Origin of the sequence: Primorskyibacter aestuariivivens (assembly GCF_028023675.1) — a bacterium.
GTDB classification, from domain to species: domain Bacteria; phylum Pseudomonadota; class Alphaproteobacteria; order Rhodobacterales; family Rhodobacteraceae; genus Marinovum; species Marinovum aestuariivivens.
Map to the genome: position 1 here is coordinate 14391 of NZ_JAQIOZ010000027.1, position 17427 is coordinate 31817.

At 61.1% G+C, this 17427-nt stretch carries 18 protein-coding genes; 6 read left to right on the plus strand and 12 right to left on the minus strand.

What is annotated here, in order from left to right:
- Position 1 precedes the first annotated feature (1 nt).
- From nqrE to PGB28_RS20310, 5 genes are read right to left on the minus strand one after another with little or no spacing between them, the layout of a single operon-like run.
- Positions 2–610, minus strand: coding sequence for an NADH:ubiquinone reductase (Na(+)-transporting) subunit E (gene nqrE, locus PGB28_RS20290; RefSeq protein WP_271423347.1), 609 nt, complete (start codon positions 608–610; stop codon positions 2–4).
- Positions 610–1263: an NADH:ubiquinone reductase (Na(+)-transporting) subunit D gene (locus tag PGB28_RS20295; RefSeq protein WP_271423348.1), complete on the minus strand. Its 654-nt coding sequence runs from the start codon at positions 1261–1263 to the stop codon at positions 610–612. Before PGB28_RS20295 ends, nqrE begins: the two co-directional genes overlap by 1 nt.
- Positions 1263–2072, minus strand: a complete 810-nt coding sequence (locus PGB28_RS20300; RefSeq protein WP_271423349.1) for a Na(+)-translocating NADH-quinone reductase subunit C — start codon at positions 2070–2072, stop codon at positions 1263–1265. Before PGB28_RS20300 ends, PGB28_RS20295 begins: the two co-directional genes overlap by 1 nt.
- Entirely contained in the window at positions 2065–3264 is a 1200-nt protein-coding gene (locus PGB28_RS20305; protein ID WP_271423350.1) for an NADH:ubiquinone reductase (Na(+)-transporting) subunit B, read from the minus strand. The genes PGB28_RS20300 and PGB28_RS20305 overlap by 8 nt, the downstream gene beginning before the upstream one ends.
- 1 nt (position 3265) lies before the next feature.
- Entirely contained in the window at positions 3266–4609 is a 1344-nt protein-coding gene (locus tag PGB28_RS20310; protein WP_271423351.1) for a Na(+)-translocating NADH-quinone reductase subunit A, read from the minus strand.
- A gap of 200 nt (positions 4610–4809) precedes the next feature.
- Here PGB28_RS20310 and PGB28_RS20315 point away from each other — a divergent pair, with 200 nt between their 5' ends.
- The 3 genes from PGB28_RS20315 to PGB28_RS20325 all read left to right on the plus strand — a co-directional run bounded on the left by PGB28_RS20315 (position 4810) and on the right by PGB28_RS20325 (position 6710).
- Entirely contained in the window at positions 4810–5850 is a 1041-nt protein-coding gene (locus tag PGB28_RS20315) for an FAD:protein FMN transferase (protein WP_271423352.1), read from the plus strand.
- A gap of 22 nt (positions 5851–5872) precedes the next feature.
- Entirely contained in the window at positions 5873–6118 is a 246-nt protein-coding gene (nqrM, locus tag PGB28_RS20320) for a (Na+)-NQR maturation NqrM (protein WP_271423353.1), read from the plus strand.
- Positions 6119–6188: 70 nt separating this feature from the next.
- Complete coding sequence (locus tag PGB28_RS20325; RefSeq protein ID WP_271423354.1) at positions 6189–6710, plus strand: CBS domain-containing protein; 522 nt, start codon at positions 6189–6191, stop codon at positions 6708–6710.
- Between the two features lie 50 nt (positions 6711–6760).
- Here PGB28_RS20325 and PGB28_RS20330 read toward each other — a convergent pair whose 3' ends face one another.
- The 4 genes from PGB28_RS20330 to PGB28_RS20345 all read right to left on the minus strand — a co-directional run bounded on the left by PGB28_RS20330 (position 6761) and on the right by PGB28_RS20345 (position 10181).
- Positions 6761–6940, minus strand: a complete 180-nt coding sequence (locus PGB28_RS20330; RefSeq protein ID WP_271423355.1) for a hypothetical protein — start codon at positions 6938–6940, stop codon at positions 6761–6763.
- 150 nt (positions 6941–7090) lie between these two features.
- Positions 7091–8362, minus strand: a complete 1272-nt coding sequence (gene arsJ, locus PGB28_RS20335) for an organoarsenical effux MFS transporter ArsJ (protein ID WP_271423356.1) — start codon at positions 8360–8362, stop codon at positions 7091–7093.
- Positions 8359–9357, minus strand: a complete 999-nt coding sequence (locus PGB28_RS20340; RefSeq protein WP_271423357.1) for an ArsJ-associated glyceraldehyde-3-phosphate dehydrogenase — start codon at positions 9355–9357, stop codon at positions 8359–8361. The genes arsJ and PGB28_RS20340 overlap by 4 nt, the downstream gene beginning before the upstream one ends.
- Complete coding sequence (locus tag PGB28_RS20345; protein WP_271423358.1) at positions 9354–10181, minus strand: arsenate reductase/protein-tyrosine-phosphatase family protein; 828 nt, start codon at positions 10179–10181, stop codon at positions 9354–9356. The genes PGB28_RS20340 and PGB28_RS20345 overlap by 4 nt, the downstream gene beginning before the upstream one ends.
- A gap of 69 nt (positions 10182–10250) precedes the next feature.
- On the opposite strand from PGB28_RS20345, the gene modA reads away from it, so the two are divergent.
- Genes modA through modC form a run of 3 tightly spaced genes read left to right on the plus strand, consistent with a single transcriptional unit; the run spans position 10251 to position 12852 of the window.
- Positions 10251–11114 (plus strand): molybdate ABC transporter substrate-binding protein, encoded by an 864-nt coding sequence (modA, locus tag PGB28_RS20350; RefSeq protein WP_271423359.1) that lies wholly within the window; start codon positions 10251–10253, stop codon positions 11112–11114.
- The gene (gene modB, locus PGB28_RS20355) at positions 11114–11782 is read left to right on the plus strand and encodes a molybdate ABC transporter permease subunit (protein ID WP_271423360.1); all 669 of its coding nucleotides are present in this window, start codon (positions 11114–11116) and stop codon (positions 11780–11782) included. Before modA ends, modB begins: the two co-directional genes overlap by 1 nt.
- Positions 11779–12852 (plus strand): molybdenum ABC transporter ATP-binding protein, encoded by a 1074-nt coding sequence (gene modC / locus PGB28_RS20360; protein ID WP_271423361.1) that lies wholly within the window; start codon positions 11779–11781, stop codon positions 12850–12852. Before modB ends, modC begins: the two co-directional genes overlap by 4 nt.
- Before the next feature lie 4 nt (positions 12853–12856).
- Here modC and PGB28_RS20365 read toward each other — a convergent pair whose 3' ends face one another.
- The 3 genes from PGB28_RS20365 to PGB28_RS20375 form a co-directional block, all read right to left on the minus strand.
- On the minus strand, positions 12857–14593 hold the full coding sequence (locus tag PGB28_RS20365; protein WP_271423362.1) for a SulP family inorganic anion transporter: 1737 nt from the start codon (positions 14591–14593) through the stop codon (positions 12857–12859).
- Positions 14594–14673: 80 nt separating this feature from the next.
- Entirely contained in the window at positions 14674–16350 is a 1677-nt protein-coding gene (locus tag PGB28_RS20370) for a bifunctional protein tyrosine phosphatase family protein/NAD(P)/FAD-dependent oxidoreductase (protein ID WP_271423363.1), read from the minus strand.
- An 88-nt stretch (positions 16351–16438) separates the two neighbouring features.
- Positions 16439–17323, minus strand: coding sequence for an MBL fold metallo-hydrolase (locus PGB28_RS20375; RefSeq protein ID WP_271423364.1), 885 nt, complete (start codon positions 17321–17323; stop codon positions 16439–16441).
- Between the last annotated feature and the right edge of the window lie 104 nt (positions 17324–17427).

Consider the following 17427-nt stretch of genomic DNA (forward strand, 5'->3'; position numbering starts at 1 on the left):
CTCAGAGTTTCACGCCGGAGAAGGACATGAAGGCAAGCGCCATCAGACCCGCGGAGATAAAGGTGATCCCAAGGCCCTGAAGCCCGTCGGGAATGTCGGAATATTTCAGCTTTTCACGCACCCCCGCCATGGCGGTGATTGCCAGCGCCCAGCCAAAGCCCGAAGACAGGCCATAGGTCACGCTTTCGGTGAAATCATAGCTGCGTTCCACCATGAAAAGCGAGCCACCCAGGATGGCGCAGTTCACCGTGATGAGCGGCAGGAAGACGCCCAGCGCGTTGTAGAGCGGCGGGAAATACTTATCGAGCACCATCTCCAGGATCTGCACCAGCGCCGCGATGACACCGATATAGGAGATCAGACCAAGAAAGGTCAGGTCCACGTCCGGGAACCCGGCCCAGGCCAGCGCACCGGGTGCCAACAGGTAGTTCAGGATCAGGTTGTTGGCTGGCACGGTGATCGCCTGCACGATCATCACCGAGATGCCCAGACCAAGCGCGGTCGAGATCTTCTTGGACACGGCGATGAAGGTACACATGCCAAGGAAGAAGGAGAGGGCCAGGTTCTCAACAAAGATCGCCTTGACCGCGAGTGAGAGGAGCTCTTCCATCAGTGGGCCTCCACCGTCTGGATTTTATATTCGCGCTCTTCCACCTGTTCCGGCTTCCACGAGCGGAAGGCCCAGATGATCAGACCGATGATGAAGAAGGCCGAGGGCGGCAGGAGCAGCATGCCGTTGGGCACGTACCAGCCACCATTGTTGACCGTCTCAAGGATGGTGATGCCAAACAGGCTGCCCGCGCCGAACAGTTCCCGGATCACGCCCACCATCATCAGGATCAGGCCATAGCCCAGCCCGTTGCCGACACCGTCGATGAAGCTGTCGATCGGCGGGTTCTTCATGGCGAAAGCTTCGGCTCGGCCCATCACGATACAGTTGGTGATGATCAGACCAACAAAGACCGACAGGGTCTTGGAAATCTCAAAGGCAAAGGCCTTGAGCATCTGGTCCACAAGGATCACCAGCGACGCAATGATCACCATCTGCACAATGATCCGGATCGAACCGGGGATCTGGTTGCGGATCATCGAGATGAACATCGACGAGAACGCGGTCACAAAGGTCACGGCGATGGCCATCACAAAGGCCACCTGCAGCGAGGAGGTCACGGCAAGGGCGGAGCAGATGCCCAGAACCTGCAGCGTGATCGGGTTGTTATCGACCATCGGGTCGATCAGCATGTCTCTGCGCTTATGGGCCATCAGATTTCCCCCGCTTTGAGATTGTCCAGGAACGCGGCATAGCCTGCCTCGCCCATCCAGAAATTGACCAGGTTATGCACGCCCACCGTGGTCAGCGTGGCCCCGGCCAGCGCGTCGATATGGTGTTCGGGACCGGCAGGCGGTGCGGTCTTGGTGACCGAGATCTGCAGCTCGCCGTTTTCATCGGCCAGCTTCTTGCCATTCCACAGCGCTTTCCAGCGCGGGTTGTCCACCTCGGCGCCAAGGCCCGGGGTCTCGGCATGCTCATAGAACTGCAGGCCGAAGATGTCGTTGCCGTTCTCTTCAAGCGCAATAAAGCCGTAGAGCGTGGACCACAGACCGTAGCCATGCAGCGGCAGGATCACCTTGTCGATCTCGCCCGCATCGTCGCGCAGCAGATAGACAGTCACGAATTGCGCCTGACGGCCAATGCCCGCCGGGTCGTCGGTCAGTTCCACCGAGGTCGCCGGATCGTCGGCGGCGGCGCGGTCATCAAAGCTGGCCGGATCGAACTTATCGGTGAATTCACCGGTTTCGAGTTCAAGGATACGCGGCTCGAACGCCTGAAACGCTTCCAGAACATCGGTGCCGGGCTCATAGATACCCGCCACCTGCAGGATGTTGATCTGCTTGTCCTTGAGCGCGTTCACCTCTTGCAAGGGGCGCAGCGCCACGGCAGCAGCAGAGACGATCATCGAGGCGACAAGGCAGACCGCCACGGCGACAAAGATCGTCTTGGGCACCGAATCCGACGGCAGGGCAAGAAAGCGGCCAATCGGCCCTTTGGGCTGGTTTTCAGTATCAGACATGGCGTTTCGCCCTACGTTTGATGTTGGCCTGCACAACGAAGTGGTCGATCAGCGGCGCAAAGACGTTGCCGAAAAGGATCGCCAGCATCATGCCTTCGGGGAAGGCCGGGTTGATCACCCGGATCATCACCACCATGAAGCCGATCAAGGCGCCATAGATGTAGCGGCCCATATTCGTATGCGCGCCGGACACCGGCTCGGTCACCATGAAGACCAAACCAAAGGCAAAGCCGCCCGTGACAAGGTGCCAGTACCACGGCATGGCGAACATCGGGTTGCTGTCGGAACCAATGGCATTGAGCAGCAGCGAGAAACCGATCATGCCAAGAAGACAGCCCAGAACCATGCGGTAATTGGCAATCTTGGTGATCAGCAGGAAGGCCAGACCAATCAGACAGGCAAGCGTCGAGGTTTCACCCATGGAGCCGGGGATAAAGCCATAGAAGCTGTCCCACCAGCTCATGCCGCGCGCGGCCAGTTCCTGGAACCCGTCCGAGGCGGCGACCGCCAGTGCCGTGGCACCGGTATAGCCGTCCACGGGCACCCAGACGCTGTCGCCGGACAGTTGCGCGGGATAGGCGAAATAGAGGAAGGCACGGCCCGTCAGCGCCGGGTTGAGGAAGTTCTTGCCTGTGCCGCCAAACACCTCTTTGCCGATCACAACGCCAAAGATGATGCCCAAAGCCACCTGCCAGAGCGGCGTGGTTGCGGGCACGATCAGCGCGTAGAGCATGGAGGAGACAAGGAAGCCCTCGTTCACCTCGTGCTTGCGCACGGTGGCAAAGATCACTTCGAAAATACCGCCCGCGACCAAAGTCACGATGTAGATCGGCAGGAAATACATCAGCCCGTGCATCATATTGGCCAGCGGGTTGGCCGGATTGAACCCGATGCCAAGCCCGCCAATGATTGCCGCGCGCCAGCCCGTGGCCTCGTGATCGGCCAGCGCCATATTGGTCTGATAGCCGGTGTTATAGAGCGCCATGAGGATACAGGGGATCGTCGCGATCACCACATAGGTCATGATCCGCTTCATATCGATGTAGGACCGCGCATGGGGCGCTGCGGTCGTCACCGTTTTCGGCGTGTAGAGAAAGCTTTCCACCATCTCGTAGACGGGGAAGTATTTCTCCCATTTGCCGCCCTTGGTGAAATGCGGCTCAACGGAGTCAAAGAAGCTGCGAAGGCCCATCTTACCCCTCTTTCTCAATCTTGGTCAGGCAATCGCGCAGCGCCTCACCGTATTCATATTTCGCGGGGCAGGCAAAACCGACGAGGCCCAGATCCTCTTCGTCCAGCTCCAGCGCGCCCAGCGCCTGCGCCTGATCGGTGTCCATCACCAGAAGCGCCCGCAACAGCTGTGTGGGCAGGTAGTCCTGCGGCATCAGTTCCTCGAACGTGCCCAGCGGCACCATCGCGCGGCGGCCGCCATTCAGGTTCGAAGTCAGCGGGTAGAGCTTTTTGGCAAAGGCCGAGCCCAGCACCGGCTGCACCGCGTATTTGGCAAACATCGGGCGGATCCAGCCCATCGGGATCTGCTTGTGATCCTCTTCGATCACCGTGATCTGACGCGCAAAGCGGCCCAGATAGGCGCTGGCACCGTGACCTGCCCGACCGCTGAGCACGGAACCGGAGATCAGGCGAACGGGTTTATCGCCCGGCACATCATTGACCGTCAGCTCGATGAGCGAGGCACCAACCACGGTCCGGACCAAACGCGGATCAGCACATTCCGGTCCGGTCAGCGCGATGATGCGGCTGGCATCATAGTGACCGGTCAGGAGCAGGCGACCGATCATCAGCACATCCTGATAGCCGATGGTCCAGACGAATTTGTCCGCCAGTGGCGGTTCAAGGAAATGCATATGCGTTCCAGCCAGACCGGCGGGATGCGGTCCGGCAAAGGCTGCGGCTTCGACCCCTGGCAAATCGGCACCGGGCAGCGCCCCGCCCGCGTCCTGACAAAGATACGTGGTGCCGTCGGTCAAAAGGCTGAGCGCTTCGACCCCTTTGGCAAAAGCCTCGGCCTCGGCCTCGATGATCGGGCGGGCATCGGGCGCGAGCGGTTCGGAATCAATCGCCGTGATGTAAATCGCGGCTGGAACGCTGCCCGGCTCGGGGATTTTGGAATAGGGGCGTGTGCGCAATGCGGACCACAGACCCGACGCGCAAAGACGCTCGGTCAGACCTTCGCGCGTGGCCGCGTCCCCGATGGCTGAAAAATCCATCGGATCGCCCGACGTCGCGTCCAGCTCGATCTCGATACTGATGAGACGGCGGCGTTCACCGCGATTGATCGCCGTGATTCGCCCGGCAGCGGGCGCAACGATGACAGCTTCGGGACTGTCTTTATGTGCGAAAACCGGCGTACCGGGGACAACGCTATCGCCCTCAGCCACCAGAACACGCGGTTTCAGCCCCACGTAATCATCGGCAATAACGCCGATTTTCTGCAAATCCGGGCCGTTTTCGACCTCGGGCCTGGCTGCGCCTGTAATGGGCAGGGTCAGCCCTTTGCGTAGCGAGAATTGCTTCACGGTTTCTTACTCCTTCCCGCGCATTTGGGTGGTCTTATGCATCGGGGGAGCGGGCTTTGTAAGTGTGACAAGTATACACATGTATACCGTTTTCGATTGCTTTGTGCTTTATACTCGCACTAAGCCTCCACCAAAGTTTCTGGCTACCGCCTGCGCTGATGTTATATGCGCTCGCGGATTCGAGATAAAGAGGTAGACCCTTGACCAACCCGACGCTGCTCACCCGCCGCTCCGCCATGCTGATGCCGCTGGCTTTCCCGATTGCGCTCTCCGCCTGCAAGCCCGGCGCAGACATTCTGCAGATCTCGGGTCTGACCATGGGCACCACCTTTAACATCACGGCTGTGAACGGTTCCGATAACGTGACCGAACAAAAACTGCGCGAGGCCGTAGAGGTCGCGCTGGCCGAGGTCAACACCCAGATGTCGAACTGGGACGAAGCCTCTGAAATCTCGCGCTTTAATGCGCAGACCGGGTCCGACATCGTGGCGATGTCCGACGGGCTGTCGCACGTGATGCGCGCCGCCGAAGAGGTCAATATCGCAAGCCAGGGCCGATTTGACACCACCGCTGGCCCGCTTATCGAGCTTTGGGGATTTGGCGCACCGGGCAAATCCGCCATGCCGTCCGAGGCGGCCATTCTGGACGCCCAGGCGCGTTCGGGCCACGGCAATACGCTGCAACTCGAAAGCACCGGGCTGCGGAAAATCCAGTCCGACGCGCAGGTCTATCTGGCCGCCATCGGCAAGGGTTATGGCGCCGACCGCGTGGGTCAGGCCATCGAATCACTGGGCATTGCCGACTACATGGTCGAAATCGGTGGCGATCTTTATGCCGCGGGCACCAACCCGGATGGCAAGCCCTGGCAAATCGGCATCGAGACGCCCGATGCCCGCGACCGCGGTGTGCTGGACGTGATCGGCGTGTCCGGTCTGGGCCTGGCCTCGTCGGGTGATTACCGCAACTATTTCGAACAGGACGGCAAACGCTTCAGCCACGTGATCGACCCGATCACCGGCCAGCCGATCACCCACACCACCGCCTCGGCGACGGTGCTGGCGGATGACGCGATGCTGGCAGATGCCTGGGCCACGGCCATGCTGACACTGGGCCGCGAGAAGGGTCTGGAAATCGCCGAAGCGAACAACATTGCCGTGCTCTTCATTGAACGCGACGGGTCGAGCACCCAAATGAGGTTCAACGCGGTGAAATCGAGCCACTTTGCCACGCTGACCAGCTAAGACCGGGACGGGAGTTTATTCCATGGCCACCTTTGCCCTGACCTTTGGGTTTCTCCTGCTGATCGTGCTGGGCATGTCGCTTGGCGTGATCTTCATGGGGCGTCGGATCAAGGGAAGCTGTGGCGGTCTGAACGCCATCAGCGATGCCGATCAATGTCTGGTCTGCAAGAAAGAAATCGATCCGGATTCGCCGCTGCGCGAAAGGCTGCAATGCCCCCGCGCGCGGCGCATGATGGAACAGGCCCAAAAAGAGGCGCAGCAAGCCTGAGGCTTGCCCGTTTCGGGTGCAGTGCCTAGTCTTTGTGAACAACCCATTGTCCGAGGGGGACATTACAGACATGCCATCATCCTACCAGCCGCCGACCCGCAAGGATCAGGACAAGAACCGCACCCATAGCCAGAGTGAAACCACCAACCTGAAATCCGGTAACGCTCTGGTTTCGGACCTGATGGACCGCAAGGGCGGGGATATCTTCAGCATTCGCCCCACCGAGACGCTCGGCAAGGCCGTCGAAGTTCTGCGCGACAAGCGGATTGGCGCATTGGTGGTGACCGACGCGGCCGGTTCGCTGGTGGGCATTCTGTCCGAGCGAGATATCGTGCGCAAACTGGCCGACACGCCCGGCAAAACCCTGCCGCAATCGGTCGAGGACGTGATGACCCGCGAGGTTCAGACCTGTGGCCGCGACGAGCCGCTTCTGTCCGTGCTCAAGCGCATGACCGAGGGCCGGTTCCGCCACATGCCGGTTGTCCAGGACGGTCGCCTGAGCGGCATGCTGACGATTGGTGACGTGATCCAGTACCGCCTGAACGAACTGGAACACGAAGCCTTGCAGCTCAAGCAACTGATCGTCGGATAATTCCCGGCTGCGGTCGATTTTTCGTCGAAAAATCGACCCGCACGCTTGCGCTAAACGTCCAACGGGACAAAGCCAAGCGTCAGAAGCCCCGCGGCGGTCAGCGCGCCATAGAGCCACAATTGCCAGCGCGGCCCCTCTGCCTTCCAGACCCGCCGGTAGCGATACCCGCCGAGGCAGGACAGGACAAAAACAACCGTCGCCACGGCCGACGTGAGCGTCATGTCTTCCATTTTCCCGTCCCTATCCTTGACCGTGGCAGACATATAAGAGCCCGAAGCAACAAGGGACACGGGGCAAACTGCCGCCCGGCACCCGGCAGGCTCCGGCGCGATCGCTCGCAGTTTCCTCCGCGATGCAACGCACCGTTAACGCTCATCTCTTCAGGGCTTTTCGAACGCGCCTTCAGATTCGGGTGTCAGTTTCAGTGTCGCCCCCCAACTGAACGCAATCATGACCGCCGCGACACCAAGGCAGAGCGCCACACCACCCATCTGATAGCTCAGCCCGGACAACACCGTTCCAATAAGCCGACCCGCCGCATTGGCCATGTAGTAAAAGCCCACATCCATCGTGACCCGCTCCTCATTCGTGAAAGCCAGGATCAGGTAGGAATGCAGGGATGAATTGACCGCGAAGAGCGCCCCAAAGACAAGCAGGCCAAGCACCAGTGTCACGGTCATCCAGGCAACGGGTTCACCGGCAACGGCCAGCATCACCGCCAGTAGCGCAGGAACGACAAACAGGGCCGCCACCCAATGCCGGGCAAGCGCCACGATTTCATGATCGGCGCGCGACCTGGCCCGGAGCAGCCGCGGCGCAGACGCCTGCACCACGCCGTAGAGAATGATCCAGATGGCCATGAATGTCCCGATCATGAAAAACGCGGCCCGGTTACCTGCCTCGCTGCCATCGGACAGAACCGCGTAGAAATAGATCGGGATGCCCACGACAAACCAGACGTCACGCGCGCCAAAGAGACACACACGCGCCGCGCTCAGCCAGTTGATATTGCGGTTCTTGGAAAAAACTTCGCGGAACATGGCGTCCTTGCGCCCGGCGGGCAATCCAGAGGGCATACGCCAGACGATCACCGCCAGGATGAACGCAAGGATGATCGCCATGCCGATCACCGAGGGGGCGAAGCCGAACAGCGCCAAAGCTGCGGCCCCAAGCAGGAAGCCGAAACCTTTGACCGCGTTCTTCGACCCGGTCAGCAGCGCCACCCAACGAAAAAGCCCGCCGCCCTCCTTGGGTGCCAGCAGTTTGACGGCGGATTTCGACGACATCTTGGCCAGGTCCTTGGCCACCCCCGAAGCCCCCTGCACCAGCATGACATAGACGACAGACAGGCCCACCGCCCACGCGGGATCAAGCTGCGCCAACGCGATCAGCGCCAGCACCTGCAGCCCCAGCCCCGCATAGAGCGTAGAGGTCAGGCCAAACCGCGCCGCGATCCAGCCCGCCGAGAGATTGGTCACCACACCAGCAATCTCATACAAAACAAAGAGATAGGCCAGCTGCACCGGGGAAAACCCCAGCGTGTGAAAATGCAGCAGTACCAGCATGCGCAGCGCACCATCGGTCAGCATAAACGCCCAATAGGCCGCTGTGACCGCGATATAAGCCGCCAATCCGTCGGGTCTTTGGCTCACAGCGATGCGCCCACTTTCAGCGCCACATCGACCAACCGATAGGCATAGCCCCATTCATTGTCATACCAGGCATAGATTTTCACCTGCGTGCCGTTCACCACCATGGTCGATGGTGCGTCAATGATCGATGAACGCGGGTCGTTGGTATAGTCGGTGGAGACCAAGGGCCGGGTCTCATAGCCCAGAATACCTTTGAGCGGACCATTCGCGGCGGTTTCGAACAGCGCGTTGACTTCCTCCGCCGTCGTCGCGCGTTCCACCTCGAACACGCAATCGGTCAGCGAGGCGTTGAGCAGCGGCACGCGGACGGCATGGCCGTTCAGCTTGCCCTTGAGTTCGGGGTAGATCAGCGTGATCGCCGTGGCTGAACCGGTCGTCGTGGGGATCAGCGAATTGAGCGCCGACCGCGCGCGGCGCAGATCCTTGGCGGGGCGGTCCACGATGGTCTGGGTGTTGGTCACATCATGGATCGTCGTCATGGATCCGTGTTTGATCCCAATACCTTCATGGATCACCTTGACCACCGGCGCGAGGCAGTTGGTGGTGCAACTCGCCGCCGTGATGATGCGATGCGCGGCAGGATCGTAGATATCGTCATTCACCCCCATCACCAGATTGGCAACGCCCGCATCCTTGACCGGGGCGGAGACCACCACCTTTTTCACACCCGCATCGAAATAGGGCTGCAGCTTGGCTTCGGTCTTGAAGACTCCGGTGCAGTCGATCACCACATCGACCCCGTCCAGCGGCAGATCTTCAATGTTGCGGCTCTGGTGACAGGGAATGCGCGTTCCGTTGATCGTCACGCTGTCGGCGTCGGCGCTGAACTCTGCGTTCCAGCGGCCATGCACCGTGTCGAATTCCAAAAGATGCGCATGCATGGCCGGATCGCCCACGGCATCATTGATGAACGCGACCTGCGCGCCCCTTTCCAGCAGCGGGCGCAGCGCAAGTTTCCCCATGCGGCCCAGGCCGTTGATTGCATATGTCGTCATGTGAAGTCCTTTTCGCGGCCGATATCGTCGACCTGTGTTTGCAGGGACACGCGGTCCAGCGCGTTGAATGGAAGAGTGGCAAAGGCAAGGATACGGTGCCGCATCATGCCGTAAGTCTGCTGAAAGGCGAGACGCTTTTCAGCGTCGGTCCCCTCGGCCCTGACCGGGTCGGGCAGGCCCCAATGGGCCGAGATGGGCTGCCCTTCCCAGGCCGGGCAATCCTCGTTTGCGGCGCGGTCGCAGACGGTAAAGACGAAATCCATCTTGGGCGCGGCATCGCTCTGAAATTCAGACACATTCTTGGCCCGCAAATCATCAACCGGGATGCCCTTGGACGCCAGCATCTCGACCGCAAACGGGTTCAATTCCGAATAGGGCCGTGTCCCGGCGGAAAACGCATTGAACCGATCCCCGGCCTCATGGCGCAGAATCGCCTCGGCAAAGATCGAGCGCGCGGAATTGCCAGTGCAGATAAACAGCACGTTGTATGTCCGGTCTGGCATCGGATCGGTCCTTTCTGGAAAGCCTGAACAAAGGTCGGGGCGGCCGCGACAGCAATCGAGAAACAGGTCGGAGATCAGGCTTTGCGCCGCGGACGGGTTGAAGGCATAGCGCAGTGAATTGCCGTGACGCGTTTGGGTGATCAGCCCCGCGCGGGTGAGCGCAGAGAGGTAGACCGACGCTGTTGAAGGTTTGAAATCAAGCACCTGCGCGATCTCGCCTGCCGGAACCGCATCCGGCGCGCGCCGAACGAGCAGCCGGAAAATGGCAAGCCTCTGCGGATGGCTGAGCGCGGCAAGCTGATCTGTGATTTCTATTTTCATATTTCACGAATATTCGAAATACAGAGGCAGGAAAAGTGAAGTTTTTGTAAAAACGCCGCGCTCCGCGCCATGACAGGACGCCAATTGGATGACGGGCTTGGATGTCCGACCCGGCCCAAGTACAGTTCCGGAAAACACGGGAAAATCCAGCCTATGCCCCTGACCCGGCGACATTTTCTAACCGCATCGGCGGCGGCCCTCGCGACCGGCTCTTTGGCCGAAGGCACTGCGCCTGTCGTGGCTGCTGCAGCGTCACTGCGGTTTGTCCTGCCTGTACTGGTCGATGCCTTCGCGCGCGGCAACGGTGGCACGATCCGGCTGGCTTTTGGCTCCTCTGGCACCCTGGCGCAGCAGATTCGCAACGGTGCCCCATTTGAGCTGTTCCTGTCGGCGGATGAGCGGTTTGTGCTGGGTCTTGCGACCGATGGGATCGTGGCCAATGAAGGGTCGGTTTACGCGGTGGGACGGTTGGCAATCAGCGCGCCGACCGGCTCACCGCTTGAGGTCGACGCCGATATGGCCGGGCTGGAGGCGGCGTTGGCCGCAGGCACGCTGCATCGCTTTGCCATCGCCAGCCCGGAACACGCCCCCTACGGGATGCGCGCGCGCGAGGCATTGCTACATCGCGGATTGTGGGAAGCGGTAGAGCCGAAGCTGGTGTTCGGCGAGAACGTGGCGCAGACGGCGCAATTCGCCCTGTCGGGTAACGCTGAAGGCGGATTGATTGCCGGATCGCTGGCCATGGCCGCGCCTTTTGCCGCGCGCAGCCGGTCGGCGCTGATCCCGACCGAATGGCATGCCCCGCTGACCCATCGCATGGTCGCGACCGCGCGCGCGGGTGACGTGGCGCTGGCTTTCCGCGACTTTCTCCTGACCGAAGAGGCGCAGGAGATCTTTGTCGCGCACGGATTTGCCCCGCGGGAGGCAGGCTGATGGATTGGGATGCGTTCTGGCTCTCCATCCAATTGGCGCTATGGACCGTCGCGCTGTTGCTGCCGGTCTCGGTGTTCCTGGGACGTATGCTGGCGTATCGGCGTTTTGCCGGGAAATCAGCGATCGAAGCTCTCGTGATGCTGCCGCTGGTGCTGCCGCCGACCGTTCTCGGGTTCTACCTGCTCGTGGCACTTGGGGCCGAAAGCCCGCTGGGGCGCGGCTGGGAGGCTCTGTTCGGGGGACCACTGGTGTTCAGTTTCGAGGGATTGGTCGTGGCCTCAGTGCTCTTCAACTTGCCCTTCGCAATCCAGCCCGCCCAGCGCGGGTTCGAGGCGGTCCCGTCCGACATTCGCGACGCGGCAGCGTGCTGCGGCATGTCCCCGCTCACCGCGCTGCGCAAGGTCGAACTGCCGCTGGCCTGGCCCGGGGTGCTGACCGGGATGGTGCTGACCTTTGCGCATACTTTGGGGGAATTCGGCATCGTGCTGTTGGTGGGCGGCTCGATCCCGGGCGAAACACGCACGGTCGCAATTTCGATCTATGACAAGGTGCAGGCTTTTGACATGGACGGAGCGGCCCGGATGTCGGCGACACTTCTGGTCATTTCGATGGCCACCATCGCGCTGACCTTCTGGCTCTCTGCGCGGGCCGGTCGGAGGCTGTCATGATGAGTTTGCAAGTCTCCGTCAGGTCCTCTGCACCGATCCCGATCGATGTGGTGTTCGAGGTCGCGGCCGGGGAACTGATGGCGCTGGTTGGTCCGTCCGGGGCAGGAAAATCCACGGTGCTGCGGGTCATCGCGGGGTTACACGGGCCCGAAACCGGACAGGTCGCGGTGGCGGGCACCACATGGCTGGACACCACACGTGGCGTCGACATGCCCGTGCACCGGCGCAAGGTCGGGGTCGTGTTCCAATCCTATGCGCTGTTTCCCCAGATGAGCGCGCTGGCCAATGTCATGGCGGCCGGAGCATCAGAGGTCGAGGCACGGCGGCTGCTTGCATTGGTGCGTCTTGACGGGCTGGAGACCCGGCGTCCGGCGGCGCTTTCGGGCGGCCAGCAACAACGGGTCGCCGTGGCGCGGGCGCTGGCGCGACAGCCCGAGGTGCTGTTGCTGGACGAGCCGTTTTCGGCGGTCGACCGGGCCACGCGCGAAGACCTCTATCAAGAGATAGCCGCATTGCGCAGCCATCTGGACATGCCCGTCATCCTCGTGACCCATGATCTCGAAGAAGCCCGGCAGCTTGCCGACAGGATCGTGGTGATGGATCAGGGTGCCGTCCTGCGCGCGGGTCCCGTTGATGAGGTGCTCATTGACCCTGCGGTCCTGCGCGGCATGGGGCTGCGCGAAGCAGGTTCGACATTGGGCGCGCATATCGCGGCGCAGGAGGAAGACGGTCTGACACGGCTGGAGGCGGCGACGGGTCCGATCTGGCTGCCCCGGATCGACGGCGAAATCGGAACCCCGGTCCGCGTGCGGATCATGGCGCATGACGTGATCCTGTCGCGTGACTTGCCTGCGGGACTTTCTGCACTCAACGCCCTGCCCTGTGTCGTGGACAGCATTACACCCGGCGAGGGGCCGGGGGCGATGGTGCGGCTCTGCGTGGGGCAAGAGGTGCTGCTTGCCCGAATCACCCGCCGGTCTGTTGATGCGCTGGCGCTGAGACCCGGCGAGACCTGCCACGCGGTGCTGAAGTCCATGGCCGTTGCGCGCAGCAATGTGCGACCGCGTTAGTCGGTCAACTGCCCACCTTCGGCGTCAGCGTCTGCATCGCGTCCCATTGGCTCAGGAATACCTGACCGTTCAGTTCATCGAGAAAATGGGTTTTCTTCAACCGGTCCATCACGGGTCCCTTCACCTCGGACAGGTGAAAACCAACGCCCATTCCCTTGAGCCGTTCATTGATCGCCTCAAGGCTTTCCAGCGCGGAAAAATCAATCTCGTTCACCGCAGAGCACATGAGGACGACATTCGTGATCGGACAATCCTTGGCCACACGATCCTGGATCATGTCTTCCAGAAAGCGCGCATTAGCAAAGAACAGGCTTTCATCCACGCGCAGCGTCAGAAGCGAGGGGTGACGTTTGACCTTGTGACGGTAGATGTTGCGGAAATGCTGCGTGCCGGGGACCAGCCCCACCTCGGCCACATGCGGGCGCGAGGTTTTGTAGAGGAAAAGCGCCAGAGACAGGATCACGCCCGCCGAGACGCCCATTTCGACCCCCATGCCCAGTGTGAGCAGGATGGTGGCCAGAACAGCAGCAAAATCGGCCTTGGAATAGGTCCAGCTTTTGCGCAGGATCGAGAAATCGACAAGGCTGAGGACAGCGACGATGATCGTGGCGGCCAGTGTCGCCTTGGGCAGGAAATAGACCAGCGGGGTGAGCGCGACGGCGGCGATGGCGAGGCCCACGGCGGTATAGGCACCGGCGGCAGGGGTTTCAGCGCCTGCGTCGAAATTCACGACAGAGCGGGCAAATCCACCGGTGACGGGATAGCCACCGGTAAAGGCCGCGCCGATATTGGCGGCGCCCAGCCCGATGAGTTCCTGATCCGGGTCGATGCGCTGGCGTTTCTTGGCGGCCAGTGTCTGGGCCACCGAGATGGATTCGACAAACCCGATCACGGTGATGAGCAGGGCCGGCACGAACAGAACCGACATCAGATCCAGCGACAGGTCCGGCATGGTCAGCGGCGGCAGGCTTTGCGGCACCTCGCCCACGATGCTCACGCCCTTGTCGCCCAGACCGAAAAGCGCCGTTACCAGCGTTGTGACAACCACGGCTGCGACAGGGCCTGCCTTGGTCGCCACATCGGCCAGCTTGGGTTTGAGACCAAGCCCAAGCAACAGCGGCTTCAGCCCCTTGCGCACCCAGAACAGGAACGCCGTGGCCGTGGCACCGATGCCCAGCGTGATCCAGTTGGTTTCGGGCAGATGCGCAATAAGCGACGAGACGATGTCGATCAGATTGTGACCATGGGCTTCAACGCCCAGAACATGTTTGAGCTGTGAGGTCGCGATCAGGATGCCCGACGCCGTAATGAACCCCGCGATGACCGGATGCGACAGGAAATTGGCAAGGAACCCGAGCCGGAATACCCCCATGATCAACAGCATGCCCCCCGACAGCGCCGCCAGTGTCAGCGCCGCAACGGCATAGCCCATCGTCCCCTGCTCCGCGACATTGCCGATGGCGGCAGCTGTCATGAGCGACACAACAGCCACCGGCCCCACGGCGAGCGCACGGGACGTGCCAAAGATGGCGTAGAGGATGATCGGCGCGATGGAGGCATAAATCCCCACCTCGGGCGGCAGACCCGCCAGCAGCGCATAGGCCAGCGATTGCGGGATCAACATGATCGTCACGATCACCGCCGCGATCAGGTCATTGGACAGGGTTTCACGGCTGTAGTCGCGGCCCCAGTCGAGGACCGGAAGGTAGCGGCGCATCAGGGGGATGAGACGGTCGGACATAAGAGGTGCTTTCGCGCATAGGGGAAGCGCGCCCCGCCCGAAGCTCGGGTGAGGTGTGTTCCGGTGTTATGGGGTATGGATCAGACCTTGGCGGTGATCTTCTCCGGTTTGGCGAGCCATTCCTTACCGCGCAGCATGGCTTTCCAGTAAATCGGCGGCAGCAGGGTCTCCTTGAGGAACCACGCGGCACGCGACGGTTTGGTGCCATCGATGAACATCTTGGGGAAACTGGGCAGCAGCTTGCCGCCGTAACCAAACTCCGCCAGCACGATCTTGCCGCGCTCCACGGTCAACGGACAAGAGCCATAGCCGTCGTAATGCGCCGTTGCGGGTTGTCCCTGCATGTCGGCCACAAGATTGTCGGCCACCACCGGTGCCTGTTTGCGCGCGGCGGCGGCGGTCTTGGCATTCGGTGCGTTCATCACGTCGCCCAGCGCCCAGATATTGTCATAGGTCTTGTGACGCAGCGTGTCCTGATCGACATCGACCCATCCGGCCTCGTCCGCCAGTGGCGAGACGCGGATGAAATCCGGCGCGACCTGCGGCGGACAGACATGCATCATGTCAAATTCGACGGTCACCTCCTCGGGGGCCGCGTCCGGTTTGGCGACGGTAAAGGTCGCCTTTTTCGCGGCACCATCGACGGATTTCAGGTTGTGAAAGAAATTCAGCGTGGCGTCGTATTTCTGCACATATTCCATCAGCGCGGGCACGTATTCCTTGATGCCGAAAAGCACGCCACCGGCATTCATGAACTGCACGTCGATATCCTTGAGCACACCCTCGCGGAACCAGTGATCGGCGCTCAGATACATCGCCTTTTGCGGTGCACCGGCGCATTTGATCGGCATCGGCGGCTGGGTAAAGAGCGCGCGACCTTCCTTGAAGTTGCGCACCAACTCCCACGTATAAGGCGCAAGGTCGTAGCGGTAGTTCGACGTCACGCCATTGCGGCCCAGCGTATCCTCCAGCCCCTCAACCTGATCCCAGGCCAGCTTGATCCCCGGGCAGACGATCAGCCGGTCATAGGTCACCACGCGGCAGCCATCGAGGATGACGGCGTTGTCCTTGGGTTCAAACGCCGCCACGGCCGATTTGAGCCATGTCACACCGCGCGGGATCAGCGACCCCATGGTGCGGGCGGTGATCTCCGGCTCGAAAATGCCCCCGCCAACCATGGTCCAGCCGGGCTGGTAATAGTGGATATCCGCCGGGTCGATCAGCGCGATATCCACCTCGGACAGACGTTCACGCAGAGAAGCCGCAACAGCGATACCTGCAGCCCCCCCGCCCACGATGACAATGCGGAAATGCGCGTCGCCCTTGTTGGTCGGTGTCTTGCCTCCGTTGACGATCCGCCGGGCAACGCCGCTCATGTCATAGCCTGCGGCCTTGGTCGCGGTGAGGATATCGGCAACCGGCTTTTCGCTTGCTTGCGACAGTGACCAGAGCGTCGCGGACCGTGTCCCGGTCCGGCAATAGGCCAGCACCGGTCCCGGCAGCTCAGTCAGCATGTCGCCAAATTTTTCGGCATCCGCATCGCTGACCATCCCGCCCGAAATCGGAAGATAGCGCGTTTCGAGCCCCGCTGCGGTTGCCGCGGACTCGATTTCTTCGAACGCGGGTTGATCGGCGCCTTCGCCATCCGGGCGGTTGGAAATGATAGAGCGAAACCCTGCGGCCTTGATCGCAGCGATATCGTCCGGGGTGATCTGTGGGCTGACCGAAAGGCCAGATGAAATTTTCCTGAGGTCCATCAGTCATGTCCTTGATACGCGCACGAGGCACGGCGGCGGGGCCGCGAATGTGTGGGACCGGTCAGTGCCGGCCCCTCTGAATGTGATCTCAAAGCCCGTTGACCGGGACCTTGAGCATGGGCTTGCCGTCCTTGTCGGTCGGAATCTCGCCTGCCCGCATGTTCACCTGCAAGGAGGGAATGATCAACTTGGGCATATCCAACTGGGCATCACGTTCCGTGCGGAACTTGACGAACTCTTCTTTCGTCTTGCCCTGGCCCACATGGATATTGTGCTCTTTCTCTTCGCCGACCGTGGTCTCCCACTGGATGTCGCGGCCATTTGGACCGTAGTCGTGGCACATGAACAGCCGCATGTCGTCGGGCAGTGCCAGCACCTTTTGAATGCTGTCATAAAGCGTACCTGCATCGCCGCCTGGGAAATCCGCACGGGCGGAGCCGCCATCAGGCATGAACAGCGTATCACCGACAAAGGCCGCGTCGCCCATCACATGCACCATGCAGGCAGGCGTGTGGCCGGGGGTATAGATGGCAAAGGCGTCCATATTGCCGATCTTGTAGGTATCGCCGTCTTCGAACAAGGCATCGAATTGCGAGCCGTCGCGCTGAAACTCGGTGCCTTCGTTGAACACCTTTCCGAACGTGTCCTGCACCACCATGATTTTCGATCCGATGCCGATCTTGCCGCCCAGCTTTTCCTGAATGTAGGGCGCGGCGGACAGGTGGTCGGCATGGACATGGGTTTCGATGATCCATTCCAGCTTGAGGCCGCGCTCCTGAATGGTGCGGATCAGCTCATCGGCATGGTCATAGGTGATCCGGCCAGCGGCATAGTCGATATCCATGACCGAATCGACAATCGCACAGCTGTCAGATGTCGGGTCCTTGACGATGTAGGAAATCGTGTTGGTGGCGTCGTCGAAAAACGCGGAAACCTCTGGTTTCACGTCCATTTTCACGGGATAATCCGTCATTGTTCAATCTCCTCAAGCGGGACCCGCAGCGGGCCACAGAGCCTTGTTCCACATGCTAGCGCATGTCTTGTGAGATTTCATATAGTGTTTTTTGAATACGTTCA

Coding starts and splice junctions, on each gene's coding strand:
- nqrE (WP_271423347.1), bottom strand. CDS start 610: ATGGAAGAGCTCCTCTCACTCGCGGTCAAGGCGATCTTTGTTGAGAAC.
- PGB28_RS20295 (WP_271423348.1), bottom strand. CDS start 1,263: ATGGCCCATAAGCGCAGAGACATGCTGATCGACCCGATGGTCGATAAC.
- PGB28_RS20300 (WP_271423349.1), bottom strand. CDS start 2,072: ATGTCTGATACTGAAAACCAGCCCAAAGGGCCGATTGGCCGCTTTCTT.
- PGB28_RS20305 (WP_271423350.1), bottom strand. CDS start 3,264: ATGGGCCTTCGCAGCTTCTTTGACTCCGTTGAGCCGCATTTCACCAAG.
- nqrM (WP_271423353.1), top strand. CDS start 5,873: ATGGCCACCTTTGCCCTGACCTTTGGGTTTCTCCTGCTGATCGTGCTG.
- PGB28_RS20325 (WP_271423354.1), top strand. CDS start 6,189: ATGCCATCATCCTACCAGCCGCCGACCCGCAAGGATCAGGACAAGAAC.
- PGB28_RS20330 (WP_271423355.1), bottom strand. CDS start 6,940: ATGGAAGACATGACGCTCACGTCGGCCGTGGCGACGGTTGTTTTTGTC.
- PGB28_RS20340 (WP_271423357.1), bottom strand. CDS start 9,357: ATGACGACATATGCAATCAACGGCCTGGGCCGCATGGGGAAACTTGCG.
- PGB28_RS20345 (WP_271423358.1), bottom strand. CDS start 10,181: ATGAAAATAGAAATCACAGATCAGCTTGCCGCGCTCAGCCATCCGCAG.
- modA (WP_271423359.1), top strand. CDS start 10,251: ATGACAGGACGCCAATTGGATGACGGGCTTGGATGTCCGACCCGGCCC.
- modB (WP_271423360.1), top strand. CDS start 11,114: ATGGATTGGGATGCGTTCTGGCTCTCCATCCAATTGGCGCTATGGACC.
- modC (WP_271423361.1), top strand. CDS start 11,779: ATGATGAGTTTGCAAGTCTCCGTCAGGTCCTCTGCACCGATCCCGATC.
- PGB28_RS20365 (WP_271423362.1), bottom strand. CDS start 14,593: ATGTCCGACCGTCTCATCCCCCTGATGCGCCGCTACCTTCCGGTCCTC.
- PGB28_RS20370 (WP_271423363.1), bottom strand. CDS start 16,350: ATGGACCTCAGGAAAATTTCATCTGGCCTTTCGGTCAGCCCACAGATC.
- PGB28_RS20375 (WP_271423364.1), bottom strand. CDS start 17,323: ATGACGGATTATCCCGTGAAAATGGACGTGAAACCAGAGGTTTCCGCG.